The sequence below is a fragment of the Rhodobacteraceae bacterium LMO-JJ12 genome (genome assembly GCA_021555075.1).
Classification (GTDB): Bacteria; Pseudomonadota; Alphaproteobacteria; order Rhodobacterales; family Rhodobacteraceae; genus JAKGBX01.
The window spans coordinates 1,664,502-1,681,056 of record JAKGBX010000001.1 but is presented as its reverse complement, the minus strand read 5'-3'; the positions used below and the strand labels follow the sequence as shown (position 1 = coordinate 1,681,056).

Sequence of the window (16,555 nt, the reverse complement as noted above, 5' to 3'; positions counted from 1 at the left end):
GACTTTACCTGGTTTCTGAAATCCCGTCAGCAAGTGAAACGCCGCCATACTACCATATTATCAGTGCCATTTAAACTCGGCTCAACAAAGAGCCCACCGGCGCAATTCGTGGCATGCTTTCGGTGAGTCACGACAGAGGGGTAGCGCCGAGGCGAACCGGTGGGTCGTACAATCCATAGGCGATATCTTTCTTATATTCTTCCAACCGATGATGTCATGGAATGCCAACCAGCCTCGACCAGGACAACAACACTGATCCCAGGCCGTACCAAGCTGACATCGCCCGACACGAGCAGCAGCACGGGTGAGCTTGGAATTCTCCCTCCAGCTGAAATTCGACCCTCGATTTAGCGAACGCTCCAGGTTGAACAAGCTGCGGACCACGGCGTGAGCGGCGGCGAAGCTTAGACCGAATCGTCCTTACCAAAATCAAACCGTTTCGTGGCAGATATTGATCTCGCACACCTGCAGAAGACCATCGACGCTGCGCAGTAAGAGCGCGAAACAAAATTACGTCAAATGCGCACCAACACGCCTGCCCGCCTCAAGGCGATTTCTTCTGACCTGTTCCTTCGGACATTCCTGAAATGATAAATCGCGCACGGTACTTCCAGTAAACCATTCCAGTTCGTGCCATTTTCTATTGCATTTGGTTTCGTTGAGTGGAACGTTTCGATTATGCAAGGCGTGTCAGGGTGTATGGAACAACAAAAGACAGTATCGGTGCAGACTATCGGACGAACGTCGATGATGCTGCGCGCGTTGGCTGATGGCGCCAGCGAAGGCACGCGCCTTGCCCGTGTGGCCGATGCAACGGGCCTGGGAAAATCCACTGTGCTGCGCCTGCTCAAAGCACTGATCGAGGTGGGTTACGTCGAATTCGACCATAAAGCCAAACTTTACCGACTGGGCTACGACCTGTTTCTGCTAGGGCAATCTGCGCGGCGTTTTCATATTATCGAACTGGCGCGGCCCGGATTGGATCGGATAGCTGCAGAAACCGGCGACACCGTGTTTCTGTCGGTACGCGACGGCACCATGGCACATTGCGTCGATCGGCGCACCGGATCCTATCCGATCCGCACGCTGACGCTGTCGGTTGGTGACAAACGCCCGCTTGGCGTGGGCGCCGGATCGCTCGCGCTGCTGGCGTTCGAGGACGATGCAGAAATCGCCTCGATTCTGGGCGCCAACAGCGCCGAACGTCGCGCCTTTGAAAGGTTCGGCGATGCCGACCTGCACGCGATGATCTCTGCGACCCGAAAAAGCGGACATGCCTACAACGACGGGCGAATCGTCACCGCAATGAACGCCGTCGGCGTGCCGGTGCTTGACGCGGGCGGACGCGTCGCGGCCGCTCTGTCTGTCGCCGCCATTCAAGAACGCATGACACCCGAGCGGCGGCAGTGGATCGCGGATCTGCTTACGCAGGAGGCGAAGATACTGCGCGGCCTCTTGGATGAACGAAACCGAACCTTCGCGGCAACCGCCCCCGCCCGTGATGGAGAAAGAGTGTAATGACAAACATGACCAACATCGATCGCGATAGGTTTCTGGGACTGCTGCGTTTGATGCATCGCATCCGCGCCTTTGAAGAGGCGGCGATCGGCGCGCAGAAGGATGGTCTGGTGCTCGGCGCGATCCATCCCTCCATCGGGCAGGAGGCCGTGGCGGCCGGCATCTGTGCCAATTTGCAAAAGGCCGATCTGATGCTCTCGACCCACCGCGGCCATGGTCATACATTGGCCAAGGGCGCAGACCCTCTGGCCATGATGCGCGAACTTTTCGGGCGCGCCGGGGGCACCTGCGGCGGCAAGGGCGGATCAATGCACATCGCCGATTTCGGTGTCGGGATGCTGGGCGCGAACGGCGTCGTCGGGGCCAACATCCCGATCGCGACAGGGGCGGCACATGGGCTGAAACTGCAAGGCACGCAACAAATCGTTGCCTGCATTTTTGGAGACGGGGCGATCAACCGCGGCCCGTTTCTGGAAGGGCTGAACTGGGCCCGCGTCTTCGATCTGCCGGTGCTGTTCGTCTGCGAGGATAACGGATTTTCCGCCACTACGCGCACTGCCGAAATGATCGGCGGAGCGGGTGCAGGCGCGCGAGCCGAGAGTATCGGCATCCCCGCAATCGAGGTCGATGGAAACGATTTGCTCGAACTTGATGCCGCAGCGCGCGCAGCAATCAGCGACATTCGTGCGGGCAAGGGACCAATGCTGCTGCATGCGAAAACCTACCGCATCACCGGTCATACTGCCGTCGATCCCGCCTCTTATCGGCCTGCCGAAGAAGTTGAGGCAGCGCGCGCCACCTGCCCCATCGCGCGGCTGGAATCGACGCTACGGCTGGCAGACGTTTCAGATGACGACCTGGCAAAACTGCACGCCGAGGCCGCACGCGAAATGAACGACATCGCCGCTCAAGCACAAGCGACCGACTGGCCCGACGCCGCGCTGGCCTATGCGGATGTTCAGGACATTGGCGATCCGAGCGAAAGGGCATTCTGATGGCACCCGACACTTATCTGAACGCAGGCCGCCGCGCCGTGATCGAGGAAATGAAGCGCGACGATGCGGTCTGGGCATTGGGCGAAGATCTGGGCCGGGGCGGAGTATTCGGCCAGTATAGTGGCCTGCAGGAGATGTTCGGCACCGCGCGAATTTGCGACACCCCCATTTCCGAGGCGTGCATCATGGGCGCCGCCGTCGGTGCCGCAATGACCGGCACGCGCCCCGTTGTTGAAATGCGGTTTTCCGACTTCGCACTATGTGCTGTTGATGAATTGGTCAATCAGGCGGCCAAGGCGCGCTACATGTTCGGAGGGCAGATGCGTGTGCCAATGGTGGTTCGCGAACCCATCGGCATCTGGCGCTCATCAGCCGCGCAACACTCGCAATCGCTTGAAGCATGGTATGCCCATATTCCGGGACTGGTAGTGGTTGCACCTTCGACCCCCGCCGACAACCTCGGACTGTTGAAATCCGCAATCCGCTGCGACGACCCCGTGGTCTATATGGAGCACAAGAACCTCTGGGCATTGGAAGGCGATTTGCCCGAGGGTGACCATCTGGTGGAGCTGGGCAAGGCCGACATCGCCCGCCCGGGCGATACGGTCACAATCGTCACATGGTCAGCAATGCGCCACGCCTGTCTGCGTGCCGCCGATACACTGGCGCAAACCGGCATCGAGGTTGAGGTTATCGACCTGCGCACGCTCTGGCCGTGGGACCGCGATGCGGTGTTTGCCTCGGTCCGCCGCACCGGTCGGCTTTTGGTGGTCCACGAAGCGGTCAGCGTCGCTGGCTTTGGCGCCGAGATCGCGGCCAGTGTAGCCGAGGCGCTGCACCATGACCTCAAGGCGCCGGTCCGTCGGCTGGGCGCGCCCCGCATCCCCATCGCTTATGCACCCGCGCTGGAAGACTGCGCACGGGTCAGCGATACCGCTATTATCGATGCTGTGCAGGGCCTTGTCACCCCGCGCACCGCTGCCTGAACCGGCGGCAATAGCCGCTACGACATACCAAGGGAGGAAGTATCAATGCAAATTTTCAAAACCATTATCGCTACCGGGGCAGCCGTTGCCTGTCTGGGCGTAGGCGCCGCTATTGCTCAGGATTACAAAGACGAATACCGCGTCTCGACCGTCGTGCCTGCGCCTTTTCCCTGGGGCATCGCCGCAGAAAAGTGGGCCGAACTGACCGCAGAACGAACCGATGGCCGCATCAAACTCAAGGTCTATCCCGGTGTGCAGCTTGTGCAGGGCGATCAGACCCGCGAATTTACCGCGATGCGTCAGGGCGTGATCGACATGGCGGTCGGATCGACCATCAACTGGTCACCGCAAATCACCGAACTAAACCTGTTTTCTTTGCCGTTCCTGATGCCAGATTACGCGGCTTTGGACGCACTGACACAGGGGCCGGTGGGCGAAAAGATTTTCGAGATCGTGCAGGCCAAAGGTGCCGTACCGCTAGCATGGGCTGAAAACGGCTTCCGCGAAGTGACCAACTCCAAACACCCGATCCGCAAGCCCGAGGATATGGCGGGTCTGAAATTGCGTGTCGTCGGCTCGCCAATCTTCAGCGATATGTTCAGCGCGATGGGGGCCAACCCTACTCAGATGAGCTGGGCAGATGCACAACCGGCCCTTACCACCGGTGCCGTTGACGGGCAGGAAAACCCGTTGACCATCTACTCGGTGCTGAACATGCATGAATTGGGTCAGAGCAACGTAACCCTCTGGCATTACGTCGCCGACCCGCTGATCTTTGCGGTAAACCAGCAGGTATGGGACAGCTTCACACCCGAAGATCAGGAGATTCTGCGTCAGGCCGCAATTGATGCGGGCGCACATGGGATCGACGTGGCGCGCAAGGGGCTGACCGATGGCGACACTGCGCTGATTGACGAGATCAAGGGCCACGGCGTCGAAGTGATCTCGCTGACCGAAGAAGAGCGTCAGGCGTTCGTCGATGTGACCCGCCCGGTCTATGATGCCTGGAAAGAAAAGATCGGTGCTGATCTGGTCAATATGGCCGAAGAATCCATCGCCAACCGGTGATGGCGATCTGCCGGGCCTGTCATGGGCCCGGCCTCCAAACTTCCGGCCACCAAACTTGAGGACAGCTCATGGCTACGCCCGAACCAGAGCACAACGCCGATACAGGCAACGATCACACGGTCGTTCCCATCCGCATCGAGGAAGCATTGGGCGCGGCGGCGATGGCGTTGATCTGTTTGATTTCTTTCGCCAATGTTGTAGCGCGCTATGCCACCAACGTCTCCTTCGCCTTTACCGAGGAATATTCCGTTTTTCTGTTGGTGTTCATGACTTTCATAGGCGCATCCGCCGCATTTGCGACCAACGAACACATCCGCATTACCTTTTTCGTTCAGCGTTTACCGCGTCCGCTCGGCCAAGCCTGCGGCATCATCAGCCTGTTGGCCACCACCACAATGTTCTCGCTGATCGTCTATTATGGCGCGCGTGTCACCTATGCTGAGTGGTATTGGGAGGAAACGACGCCCGGTCTGGGCAATCCCTCGTGGATCTATACCATCTGGCTGCCCATCCTGTGCCTCGCCATCCTCGGCCGCGTGCTGGGGCGCGGCTGGGCGCATCTTCGTCAAGGTCGCCTCCTATGATCCTTGCCAATGTGATGCTGCTGACGGTCTTCGTGGTGCTGATGCTGTTGGGGACACCGATTGCCGTGGCACTGGGGTTGGCCGCCGCAGTGGGGGTCTGGCTCGGCTTGGATCTGGTGTCGCTGGGCATGATTGGGCCGAATACCTATGCCGCCGTCGCCAAATATCCACTGATCGCGATCCCGCTGTTCATCCTGACCGGGGCAGTGTTCGAACGCTCGGGCGTGGCGGCACGGCTTGTTGAATTCGCGCAGGCGCTGATCGGGCCGCGCCGGGGCGGTCTGGCACTGGTGGCAATCCTTGTCTGCATGATAATGGGCGGTATGTCCGGTTCCGGCCCGGCCGATGCTGCCGCCGTCGCAACTGTCATGTTGCCGTCAATGGTCAAGGCCGGATACCCCAAACCGTTCACCGCCTCTATCATCGCGGCAAGTGCCTCCACCGCGATCCTTATCCCGCCGTCCATCGCGATGATCGTCTATTCGGTGATCATTCCAGGCATGGACCTGCGCGCACTGTTTGCGGCGGGCATGATTCCGGGGCTTCTTCTGGGTGTCGCCATTGCGGTGCCGACGATGCTCCTGTCGCGCAAATATGATTTTGGTGCCGACGAACAACCCGAACGCCCGCCGTTCTGGCCCAGCCTGCGCCGCGCCGCACCCGGCCTAATGGCGCCGGTGATCATTCTTGGCGGTTTGCGTTCGGGCCTGTTTACCCCGACCGAAACCGCAGTCGTCGCAGTGTTCTACGGGCTGTTCGTCGGCACCGTTCTCTATCGCACGATGGGTTGGCGCGATGTCTACAACGTGCTGGCCGAAAGTGCTCGTATCTCCGGCGTGCTGATGATCATTCTCTCGCTGGCGGGGCTTTTCGCCTGGGCCGGATCGACAATGGGCGCGTTTTCCGCCACCGCCGAGTTGATCCTTGGATTCAGCGATAACCAATGGGTCATTCTGCTGCTGGTAATGATCGTCATGCTATTGGCCGGTATGGTGCTGGACGGCGTGTCGATCTATCTGATCACCTTGCCGCTGCTGATCCCGATCGTCGACGCATTTGGCTGGTCCTATGTCTGGTTCGGCGTGGTCATGGCGATCAATATCGCCATGGGCCAATTCACCCCACCCGTCGCCGTCAATCTGATGGTGACGGCCAAAATTGCCAATATACCACTGGAATCAACATTCCGCTGGGTCGGCTGGCTGCTCTTTGCAATGGCGGTGGCGTTGGCCCTTATCATCATCTTTCCCGAAATCGCCCTCTGGCTGCCACGGCTGCTGGGCTACCGCATCACATGAGGCACCCATGACCGACACCAATGAAATGACCGGCGGCGAAGCTCTGGCCCGAACCCTTCTGGCCCATGACGCCGGACCAATCTTTGGCATGGGCGGGTTTCAACTCTTGCCGTTCTATGATGCCGCGCGCCGTCTTGGACTGAACCATCACCTGATCAACGACGAGCGCTGCGGCACCTTTGCCGCCGATGCCTATGCCAAAGTGTCTGGTCGCGTAGGACTGGTCGATGCGACGCTGGGGCCGGGAGCCACGAACCTGGTGACCGGGCTGGTCGAGGCGCTGAACGCTGGCTCACCCATCGTCGCAATCGTCGGCGATACCCACCGGGACCATTCCTGGAAGAACATGACGCAGGAAACCCATCAGGCCGAAATCCTGCGCCCCGCCGCCAAGGAAGTGATCCGTGTCGAAGCGGTCCATCGCATTCCGGAACTTCTGGCGCGCGCCTTTCAGGTCGCAACCTCTGGCCGCCCCGGTCCTGTCGTGCTGATCGTGCCCGAAGATGTCTGCCACGGCACCCACGGGTTCAATGATGGTGATTTCGAATGTGATCCGCGCTATCAATCCGCTCCTGCCCTGCGCTGTCGCCCCGACGCAGAAAGCTTGGCCAAAGCCGCCGAATTGCTCGCCACTGCCAAGCGCCCGCTGATCCTCGCGGGGGGCGGCGTGCATATCTCTCAAGCCTCCGACGAACTGACAAAACTGGCCGAAACGGCGCAGATCCCCGTCGCCCACACAATGAGCGGCAAGGGCGCGATTGCCTGCACCAGCCCGCTATCGGCGGGGCTGTTCGGGCGCTACGATCGCATTGCCAACGATCTGATCGACGCCAGCGATTGCTTGCTCGTGGTCGGCTGCAAACTGGGCGAAATTGCCACCAAACGCTATACCGTCCCCGCCCCCGGCAAGACGGTGATCCATCTCGATTGCGTGGCCGAGGAAATGGGGCGCACCTATACCCCCACCCTGCCGCTCTGGGGCGATGCCCGCGAGGGGTTGCGTGATCTGAACACGGCACTGAAAGAACACCAAGCACCCAACGCGCGCAAAGACTGGTGCGCCAATGTCGTCACCAAAATGGACGCCTGGCGCGACATGGCCCGCGAACGCCTGGAAAGCGAGGAAATACCCGTATCCATGGGCCGCCTGATGGGGGAATTGAACCAACACCTGCCCGACAACGCAATCCTGATAGCAGACGGTGGATTCGCCGCGCATTGGGGCGGGTTGCTCTATGACAGCAAGATGGCAGGGCGCGGGTTTGTGCCAGATCGCGGCTTTGCCTCAATCGGCTATGGCCTGCCGGGAGCGATCGGTGCCTGCATGGCAGCCCCCGACCGTCCGGTGCTGGCGCTGACCGGAGATGGCGGGTTCAACATGGTGTTAGGCGAGATCGAAACCGCCCGCCGCATGGGGCTGTCACCGACAATCATCGTCGTCAACAATGCCGCCTCCGGCTATGTAAAAGCGCTGCAACATCTGATGTACGGGGCAGATGCCTACCAATCCAGCGATTTGGCAGAAACCGATTACGCAAAAATCGCGGACGCTATGGGCTGCCTTGGCCTGCGCGTACAAACCCCAGATGCGCTGGCGGGTGCGTTAAAGCAGGCGCTGGCAGAAACCGGGCGGCCCACCGTATTGGATGTGGTGGTAACCCGCGATCCGGGCAAAATGCTGCCCGCCGCCGACAGCCGCGCGGTAAAGGTCAAGAAAGGCGATCGGATTGCCTGACCTGCCACCGATACTGGCCGACAGCGTCACGAAACTTGACGAGACCTCCGCTGGGCGCGTCGTTGTTACAGGCTCGCATGGGGGCGTTTACGCTGCATTTCTCGCACGTCGCGCCGGATGTCGCGCCGCCATCTTCAACGATGCGGGCGTTGGGCTGGATGACGCAGGTATTGGTGGGTTAGCGTGGCTTGACCCGCAAGGCATGGCGGCGGCAACAGTCGATCATGCCAGCGCTGAGATCGGCAACGCCACACAGATGCTCGCGAAGGGACAGATATCTCACGCCAACGCAGCCGCGCAACTGCTGGGCCTCTCGCCCGGAATGTCCTGCGCGCAAGCCGCCAATCTGCTCCTCACCGCTGATATGCCACACGGCCCCTGCCCTGTGATCAAGGAAGGGCGTGAGGTTCTGACGCTGCCGGATGCGACGCGTCAGCTGATACTGGTCGATTCCGCAAGTCTTGTGCAGCCAAACGATAAAGGTCTGGTGATCATTACCGGCTCTCACGGGGCGCTCTTTGGCGAAGATCCGGCGAATGCGCTAAAAGCAGACGCCTTGCTTGCCATCTTCAATGACGCCGGCGGCGGCATCGGCACCACGCGGCTGCCTGCACTCGAAGCAAGGGGAATAGCCGCCGCGACGGTCGCCGCAAACTCGGCGCGTATCGGGGATGCACGTTCGACGTGGCAGGACGGTATTGTTTCCGCAGTCAACCCCACCGCCGAACGCCTCGGCGCTCAAATCGGCATACCAACGCATGACCTGGTCCGGGATATCCTGACAACACCAGCCTGATAGCCACGCTCGGCCCCAATCCAGATACTGTCAGGCAATTTCGAACCAGTCTCTGCATGGATACGGACACCGTCCTTTTTGCAGATTAAAAACCGCCAAAGCCGCAATAAAGCAAAGGGGTATTGTATGCCAGTATTTTGCCAGTCGTTTTGGCGCGCGACTTTGAAAGGCAGCTTGCCGAGACCCCAAGTCGTATCGGGTAGACCTTCCTGCTCAAGGCGCAGTTTCAGGCGCTGGGGATCTTAAGAGTCCTGGCTTCGGCGCGGCTCAGCTGTTCGCCCTGTTTTCGCCGCAAGAGTACTTCGCGGCCGTGGGCGTATTGATCATCATGCCAGAAGATCATGCAGCCGTTGCAGCCTTTGCCGCAACACCCCTCGGTGCCGACACGGTTGGTCTTGAAACGCTTTTCATTGCTGTCCTGCGCGATGCTTTCCGCCAGCGCATCACGGCGGCGGGCATAGGCCGCGGGCTCGGAACGGCCCGAGACTTCCAAAACTTGCGTCAGCTTGTCAAAACGGATGCGGTTCCATTGCTCTTCACTAAGGGCGCGCTCCTTGCGCAGCACGCTATAGGCGGGAAAGCGGGCGCGCAGGTCGTTCAGGTTTTCATGGTCAAACAGCAAGAACGGAATGCGGATCACGGTCTGGGTGCTGCCCTGGACCACTTTCAGCCGCTTCCCGTCCTTGGCATTCTCAAAGTCATACATCCGCAGCAATACGGTCTCGCGCGCGATGGGAGAGACAAATTCCAGCACCTCGCCGGCCTCCAGTTTGTTCTTCACCTGCACCAGAAAGGCATCGTCTGTCACTTCGGTCACCACTCCGGCATATTCCCATTGCGCCAACGAAGCGGTATGTTCGTAATCATGCGCGTAATTGGTCAGCCGACCCTCGTGGAAGGCCAGCGTGTAGCCGCGATTGCCCACCGCTTCCAGCTCGCGCATGTAGGGTTTCGGGTTCCAGCCTTCGGGATCGGCGTAATAGTCGTCGATTGCCATGCGATAGGCGCGCGCCACGATGGCGCAATAGTATTCCGACTTGCCGCGCCCTTCGACCTTCAGACTGTCGACGCCGATCGACAAGTAGTCGTTCAGCTTGGGCATAATGCTTAAGTCGCGTGAATTGAGGATATAGGAGCCGCGGGCGTCTTCCTCGATCGGCATCAGCTCGCCGGGGCGGCAGCCTTCTTCCAGCAGAAACTCGAACATGTCCTTATTGGCGTCATTAATATCCAACTCTGCGACTGAGCCATCTTTCAGGCGCATCTTCATCTTGTAATTCCAGCGACAGGAATTGGCGCAGTTGCCTTGGTTGGCCCCCCGTTCGGCCATGAAATTAGAGAGCAGGCAGCGGCCCGAATAGGTCATGCACATGGCACCGTGCACAAAGGCCTCAAGCTTGATATCCGGGCATTTCTCACGAATCTCAGTCAGTTCTGCGAAGGAGACTTCGCGCGCCAACACACACAGATCAGCCCCCTGTTCCTGCCAGAACTTGACCGACAGCCAGGAGCAGATGTTGGACTGTGTCGAGATATGCAGCGGGATTTCCGGTGCGCGTTCCCGCACGTATTGAAAGACGCCGGGATCGGCGATGATCAGCCCGTCCGGTTTCACCCGGCGCACGGTCTCGATGTATTCATCCAGCTTGGGGATGTCCTTGTTGTGCGAGAACAGGTTCAGCGTCAGATAGGCGCGCCGTCCATGCGCATGACAGAACGCGACCCCTTCGATTATCTCCTCCAGCGAGAACTCGGACTTGGTGCGCAGCGACATGTCGGGAGTACCGAGATAGACAGCATCAGCGCCATAAAGGATCGCCATTTTCAGCTTGCGCAGATTTCCCGCAGGCATCAGCAGTTCGGATCGGTGTTGTGTCATGAGAGGCCGGAATGTTGGAACAAGAGAGGTGTTTAGGGCAAATGCAGCGGGATGTGAACGCCCACAATCGCTGCAGATTGACACGGGGGTGCAAAGACCTGAGCGCGACATTTCACGAAGCATTCTTTGTTCACGCAGCAGACCCTCGACACTGCGGCGTGACAGCGCAAGCATAACTTCTCATCGCACATCTCCTGCGCATGACGCATCGCACGAGAATGAAAGAACCTCAGATCATTTTGAATCGGAGTCTGAGACAACCTGATAAATCCAACCAACTCGGATTTGGGTAAGCGGATACCCTGTTCAAAACCTACAAAATGGCCGACTTCATCAACCAAACTGCATGTTCAGGGTAAAGGTATAGCGCGCCTTGCTCAGACCTTTCGGAGCGCCAGGGAAACGACCAGCAGCGCGCACGGCCCGTAATGCGGCTTTGTCAAAAGCCGCCGATCCTGACGAGCGCACCACCGATACACCAACAAGCTGCCCGGATTGTGCAACAATGATCCGCAAACGTACCGTACCACTTCCGCTTGCACCACGCGGGAAGCTTTTCTTGCGCAGGATACGGGCGCGCACCTTGCTGCCCCATTTCGCAACAAGACGCTTCTCTGCGCCCTTGCTCAGAGATGGCGCGCGCGAATTGCCACTTTGCCCGGCCTTCTGCCCTCCCCCCGATCCAGCAGCGCGTTGCCCCTGACGTGATGCGGGGCTTGCCGGTTTCTTCCTTACCTGCGGTTTTACAGGGGTCGTGGGTTTGGGCTTTGGTGCGGCTTTTGGTTTCGGCGCGGGCTTGGGGCGTTCAAAACTCTGATTGTCGATGCTCGGCAGGGCAGGTTTACTAGGCACAGCAAGAGTAGGAATTGGCGGTTGAATGGGGCGAGAGAACTCGGCTTGCACCTCACGCAGGCGATCTCGAAGTGTTGGTTCCTGTTCTGGCGGTGCTACTATCTCGTCGAGCGCGGTTTCGACCTCGGGTGGCGCCATCCAGTCTTCGACAATAGCGTTCAGATCCCCGGCAACCGCATAAAGGGTCACTTCCTCCTGGCCACCCGCGCCGCTGGCCATGGCCTCGCCTTCTGTCAGCGGGCTATAGAGGAAAACCGCCAAATGCGCCCCGATTGCCAACGCGGTAAAGCCTGCAAATTCCAGCGCGCGCTTCATGGCATCTCCACAGCAATATCGACCTGCGCCGCACCCGCCGCCGTTGCACGCGCCACCGTGCGGGTCAGCATGATGGCCGGGGCAAGGGCATCGGCCCTGAGTTCAACCCGTTTCTCTTTGGCGCTGGCCAGTGCGTCGGCAAGCGCCTGATGCGCCGCCTCGCCCTTGAGTGCGTTGAAATAGAGTACCCCCTCACGATCCAGAAACGCTTTGATTGCCGCTTCTGATGGATCACCCGCCTCAGAGTGAGGTGGAGCGATTTCAACCGGTTCTGGCGCGCTCAACTGGGCGCTCATCAGGAAGAAGATCAACAGCAAGAAGACGACGTTGATCATTGGCAAGATTGCCTCTGCGCGGGGTTTCGTCTTGGGGAGGGTGATGTCCATCGCGCTATTCCGTGACCGCAAGCGAGGCAAAACCAGCACCACGCAAAAGCGTTGCCGCATCGACCAACCGCTGCACATCCGATTGCGGATCAGCGCGCAGGACCACGGTTAGAGACGCCTGTGCGCCTTGCTCAGACAGCCATTCAACAAGGGTTTCGCCCTCGCAAGGAATGCCGTTAAGCCGATAACCCACCGGCAAGACATCAACCAGACGCGGAAGATCGCGCGAAAGGTTCGGCCCACCGCTGGCCAGCGGCAGCGGCATCACGTCCCCCATTCCAAATCGCGAGGCCAGCATGAAGAAAACCAGCAGTAGAAAAACCACATCAATCATCGGGGTCAAGCTGGGCCGTCGTCGGCGGCGTTGCGGCAGGGTGAAATCGCTCTTCAACGGGGCCTCGCTTGGATCTGTATTGGTGCGGGCGCAATGAAGATACGCGTGGCCGCATCCTCGACATCGCGGCGCATACGCTCGATCACGGCCTCAAACCACGTCAGCGCCGCGGACGCAGGAATGGCCACGGCCATCCCGGCGGCAGTGGTCAGAAGTGCCTCCCAGATGCCCCCGGCAAGCATCGCGGGATCGGCGCGGTTGCCACTTTGCTGCAATGTCTGGAAAGCAGCGATCATGCCCAACACCGTGCCGAGAAGACCCAGAAGCGGCGCAATGGTCGCAATCAGTTCAAGCGCACGCAGTCCGCCTGTTGCATCGCCCAAGGCATTGCGCGCCACGCGGGCAGTCTCTTCGCGGGCCCGCTCTTCGGTAAGGTCGGTGCGGGCAGCAAAGGCGGCGCGCAAAACGCGCGAGCGAAGAGTGCGCGAACGCGCCACGCGCGCGCGGGCGCTGTCATGCTCGCCCCGTACCCACTGTTCGACGGCACCGCGCGCACGCCCGCGCGCCCACGCCCCGATCAGCAGAAAACGCCAAATTTTCCAAAGAATGACAGCCAACGCCAATACTGAAAGCGTCGTAATGGCCCAAATTGCCGGACCACCCTGTTCAAGATAGAGCAAAACCTTTCGTGCCGGATTTTGTGTGGCCGTCTCACTCACGGTCTCGATCTCGGTTCCATTTTCTGGCCCGGTCTCGGACACGGCAACCACGCCGGTGCTGCTGGGCAACCGGGTCACTGACACCGAAGAGAGAGGCGGAGTTTGCAGCACGCTTTGCGCACGAGGTTGTGGGTCATGGCCCATATGGGAATGATCCATCACCGGCGATGCGCTCTCGCTGGTGGACGGCACTGCCATGGCCTCGGGCGCCGTGGTCATTGGCGTCACACCATCGTGCATGTGGTGTTCGTTTTCTTGCTGTGCGCCAAGCGGAAGCGCGAGGACCAATAGCAACGCACTGGCCACAATTATGCAGCGCAGGCTGAAATTAAGTTTGTCGGGCATGGGGCGGGAGCCTCTAAATCGCAAAGGATAAACGCGCGGCCCGCGCGGGCCGCGCATATGAACTCAGAACCGGGCTTCCAGTTTCACATAGAAAGTCCGACCGGGTTCATCGACCTGAAACAGCGCCGGATTGAACACATCCGAACGGCTCAGGTGGTTGGCATAGGTTTTGTTTGTGACGTTATCGACGCCAACACGCAAAACGGCGCTGTCGTTCAATGCATAGCTGCCGAAAACATCAAGCGTCGCCCAACCCTTGGTTTTTCCCGGATCGCGCGCGGGGTCGATGTTATTTTGGGTCGCAGCCCAGTTCAACCGACCGCCAGCACGCCATTCATCGCGACCATAGCTGAGTGAAATTGACCCATTAAGCGGCGAAATCTGCGCCAGATTACGCCCATCAGTCAGGTTCTTGCCACGGGTATAGGCCATGTCACCTTCTAACAGCAGGCCGTCCTGTTCCCACGCGCCCGCAAGTTCCAAGCCAGCCAGTTGCGCACTCACATTGCGATAGGTGGTCACGCCCGGCACGCTGAAGGCATCACGCAGGATGTAGTCATCCACACGGTCGATATAGGCCGACCCGGCAAAGTTCCAGTTGCTGCGCTCCACTGTGTAACCAATATCAAGCTGATGGTGCTTTTCCGGGCTGATATCAGGGTTACCGACCCAGTTCATCCGCGCCATCGCCCGTTCATTTGCATCGGCTGTACGCACGGCACGTGAGAGCCCCACAAAAACGGTACTACCGGGATTGATCTCATGCTCGAGACGCACAAGACCGCTGAAGTTATCCTCGGTCCGCGGGCTATTGAACGTGGTGGCGTATTGCGCCGTGTAATGCCCGTTGGCTGACATGCCGCCCGCTCCGGGCGCAACCCCGACCAAACCGGCCTTGGCGCGTACGTGGTCATAGCGCAGGCCAAACTTAAGCATGGTCTTTTCGCTCAGATCGGTTTCGGTTTCGACATAGAGACCGGTTTGCGCAATGGTCACATCAGGCCAGCTAATGGCGGTTTGTCGCGCAGGGTTACGGGCTTCGATCAAGGCGATCGGCCCCATATATCCCTCGGCCATGCGGTTGTTGGATTGGTGATCAATCCCCACCTTGGCGCGTGTGTTGGCAAACTCGAACCGTGCCTCGATCTTGCCGCCGTAAGTGTCAGAGGTTGTTGGAGCAAGCATCCCCATCGGGCCACCGCCGCGCAGGGAGTAATTGTCCATGATATGGTCAACTTCACTGAGGAAGAGATTGCCCTCGATCCGCGTCAACGCACCAGCATCAAGATCGACGCCACCGCGCAGCCGATAGATGGTATTGTCGACGAGGATACCGTCCATACCTGCGCCCGCAAATTTCGCATCCTCAATCTTCTCGCGCTCGTAATCAAAGGCCAGCTCTACGCCGTTGCCAGCATAGCCAAAAGTCAGGCCGCCGCCCTTCTGCTCGTATCCACTGCGCACCGAGACGCCATTCCCGTTCTCATAGTCATCGGCCTTCCCGGCAGAGACACCTCCCTGAACATAAAAGCCGTTGCCGAGGTTGTAGGTTAAGCGCCCCGTGGCCTCGATCGTTCTTGAATTGCTGGTGCCACCAAGCGAAACCTGCCCGCTCCAGCGCTTGGCATCGTCAAGCTCGGGCGCGTCGCGTTCGAGGATCACGGCACCACCCGTTGCCCCCGGCCCATTGGCAACCGAGGCATAGCCACGCTGCACCACGATCCGGTCAGCCCGGTAATCAGCGGCCATGCTCGACGGCGGGTCCATTCGGCTGGGGCAACCGCCATAGGTTACTGAACCGGCATCGATCACCGCAATCTGGTTTTGTGACTGACCACGGATCGACACCTCAAGCGCGTGCCCGCCCATACGCCCGGCGGTGATGCCGGGTGTCCTGCGCAACAGATCACCCAGATCAGCAGCAGGCGCACCGTTTACGGCCGCCGGATCAACCACGCTCTGATTCGGCAAGGCCATAGGATGAAGCAGCGGTAGATCCGTCACCTCTATCGGCAGGAGTTCGATTGCTTCGTCAGTATCGGCCGTTTGCGCCGTTGCGAAAGTTGAGAATGCTGCAATAGCAAAGCTGCTGACGCAAAGGCGCAGCGTGTGTTTATAGGTCATTTGGTCCCTCAAGAAACAGTAGAGATTGCACAGGCGGTTCTCGCATCCCTCTTGGAACGCGGCCGCGAATTGGCCGCCGAAGCGGCAGTTTTATGTGTCTCAGACTGTTTGTGGAGGGGCGCGGATTGGGCCGGTTCGAACCGGGTCATCCAAACGCGGAATTATTTTCACAAACGCGACACGCACGCGTTCAAAACGAAAATTGACGAGCACGATAGAAGGCTCATCAACAATCAACGCTGCGCCGACGACACAAAGCGGGCAGTGCCGCTCTGGTATGGGCTTCGATGAGATAGGCTTGCCCGTTACAGGATCAATGACAACTGTTTGCACCCCGTCATCGGTACAAATCTGAAGCGCATCTCCCTCCGCCGCACTTACTGCATGCGGCATGAAGGCAACGCCCATCTCAATGGCAAGAAGGAACGACAGGACGAGGGGCAAACCCCTGCGCAGCCAGCGTTTTATCCTATTTTCTCGCATCATGCTCGGGTGTCTGCACCGATTCTGCACTGCACTCAATAGGACCATCCAGCGCAGTCGCTTATGTCGTCATAGGCCCACGCCCCGCCGAGTGTAGGTCCCAATCCCATGCAAATTTAGCGACAGAGGCACGGCTCT

Annotated in this window: 15 protein-coding genes; 8 read left to right on the top strand and 7 right to left on the bottom strand. The window is 59.5% G+C overall.

Features of this window, described 5'->3' with window-relative positions:
- Window positions 1–747: 747 nt before the first annotated feature.
- The 8 genes from LZG00_08050 (at window position 748) to LZG00_08015 (ending at window position 8,980) form a co-directional block, all read left to right on the top strand.
- Window positions 748–1,518, top strand: coding sequence for an IclR family transcriptional regulator (locus tag LZG00_08050; protein MCF3593950.1), 771 nt, complete (start codon window positions 748–750; stop codon window positions 1,516–1,518).
- Entirely contained in the window at window positions 1,518–2,513 is a 996-nt protein-coding gene (locus tag LZG00_08045; GenBank protein ID MCF3593949.1) for a thiamine pyrophosphate-dependent dehydrogenase E1 component subunit alpha, read from the top strand. The genes LZG00_08050 and LZG00_08045 overlap by 1 nt, the downstream gene beginning before the upstream one ends.
- Window positions 2,513–3,499, top strand: coding sequence for an alpha-ketoacid dehydrogenase subunit beta (locus tag LZG00_08040; protein MCF3593948.1), 987 nt, complete (start codon window positions 2,513–2,515; stop codon window positions 3,497–3,499). Before LZG00_08045 ends, LZG00_08040 begins: the two co-directional genes overlap by 1 nt.
- Before the next feature lie 45 nt (window positions 3,500–3,544).
- Window positions 3,545–4,567, top strand: a complete 1,023-nt coding sequence (locus LZG00_08035) for a DctP family TRAP transporter solute-binding subunit (protein ID MCF3593947.1) — start codon at window positions 3,545–3,547, stop codon at window positions 4,565–4,567.
- Between the two features lie 68 nt (window positions 4,568–4,635).
- Window positions 4,636–5,151, top strand: a complete 516-nt coding sequence (locus LZG00_08030) for a TRAP transporter small permease (GenBank protein ID MCF3593946.1) — start codon at window positions 4,636–4,638, stop codon at window positions 5,149–5,151.
- Entirely contained in the window at window positions 5,148–6,449 is a 1,302-nt protein-coding gene (locus tag LZG00_08025; GenBank protein ID MCF3593945.1) for a TRAP transporter large permease, read from the top strand. The genes LZG00_08030 and LZG00_08025 overlap by 4 nt, the downstream gene beginning before the upstream one ends.
- Window positions 6,450–6,456: 7 nt before the next feature.
- A complete protein-coding gene (locus tag LZG00_08020; protein ID MCF3593944.1) occupies window positions 6,457–8,184 on the top strand; it encodes a thiamine pyrophosphate-binding protein in 1,728 nt (575 codons plus the stop codon).
- Window positions 8,177–8,980: a hypothetical protein gene (locus LZG00_08015; protein MCF3593943.1), complete on the top strand. Its 804-nt coding sequence runs from the start codon at window positions 8,177–8,179 to the stop codon at window positions 8,978–8,980. The genes LZG00_08020 and LZG00_08015 overlap by 8 nt, the downstream gene beginning before the upstream one ends.
- Window positions 8,981–9,206: 226 nt before the next feature.
- On the opposite strand, the gene LZG00_08010 is transcribed toward LZG00_08015, so the two are convergent.
- From LZG00_08010 to LZG00_07980, 7 genes are all read right to left on the bottom strand, one after another.
- Window positions 9,207–10,859 carry a U32 family peptidase C-terminal domain-containing protein gene (locus LZG00_08010; protein ID MCF3593942.1) on the bottom strand — a complete coding sequence of 551 codons (1,653 nt, stop codon included), beginning with the start codon at window positions 10,857–10,859 and terminating at the stop codon, window positions 9,207–9,209.
- A gap of 333 nt (window positions 10,860–11,192) precedes the next feature.
- The gene (locus LZG00_08005) at window positions 11,193–12,026 is read right to left on the bottom strand and encodes a TonB family protein (GenBank protein ID MCF3593941.1); all 834 of its coding nucleotides are present in this window, start codon (window positions 12,024–12,026) and stop codon (window positions 11,193–11,195) included.
- Window positions 12,023–12,412, bottom strand: coding sequence for a biopolymer transporter ExbD (locus LZG00_08000; GenBank protein MCF3593940.1), 390 nt, complete (start codon window positions 12,410–12,412; stop codon window positions 12,023–12,025). Before LZG00_08000 ends, LZG00_08005 begins: the two co-directional genes overlap by 4 nt.
- A 4-nt stretch (window positions 12,413–12,416) precedes the next feature.
- A complete protein-coding gene (locus LZG00_07995) occupies window positions 12,417–12,746 on the bottom strand; it encodes a biopolymer transporter ExbD (protein MCF3593939.1) in 330 nt (109 codons plus the stop codon).
- 53 nt (window positions 12,747–12,799) lie between these two features.
- Entirely contained in the window at window positions 12,800–13,810 is a 1,011-nt protein-coding gene (locus tag LZG00_07990; GenBank protein ID MCF3593938.1) for a MotA/TolQ/ExbB proton channel family protein, read from the bottom strand.
- A 63-nt stretch (window positions 13,811–13,873) separates the two neighbouring features.
- Window positions 13,874–15,934, bottom strand: a complete 2,061-nt coding sequence (locus LZG00_07985) for a TonB-dependent receptor (protein ID MCF3593937.1) — start codon at window positions 15,932–15,934, stop codon at window positions 13,874–13,876.
- A 99-nt stretch (window positions 15,935–16,033) separates the two neighbouring features.
- The gene (locus tag LZG00_07980; GenBank protein MCF3593936.1) at window positions 16,034–16,420 is read right to left on the bottom strand and encodes a hypothetical protein; all 387 of its coding nucleotides are present in this window, start codon (window positions 16,418–16,420) and stop codon (window positions 16,034–16,036) included.
- Window positions 16,421–16,555: the final 135 nt, after the last annotated feature.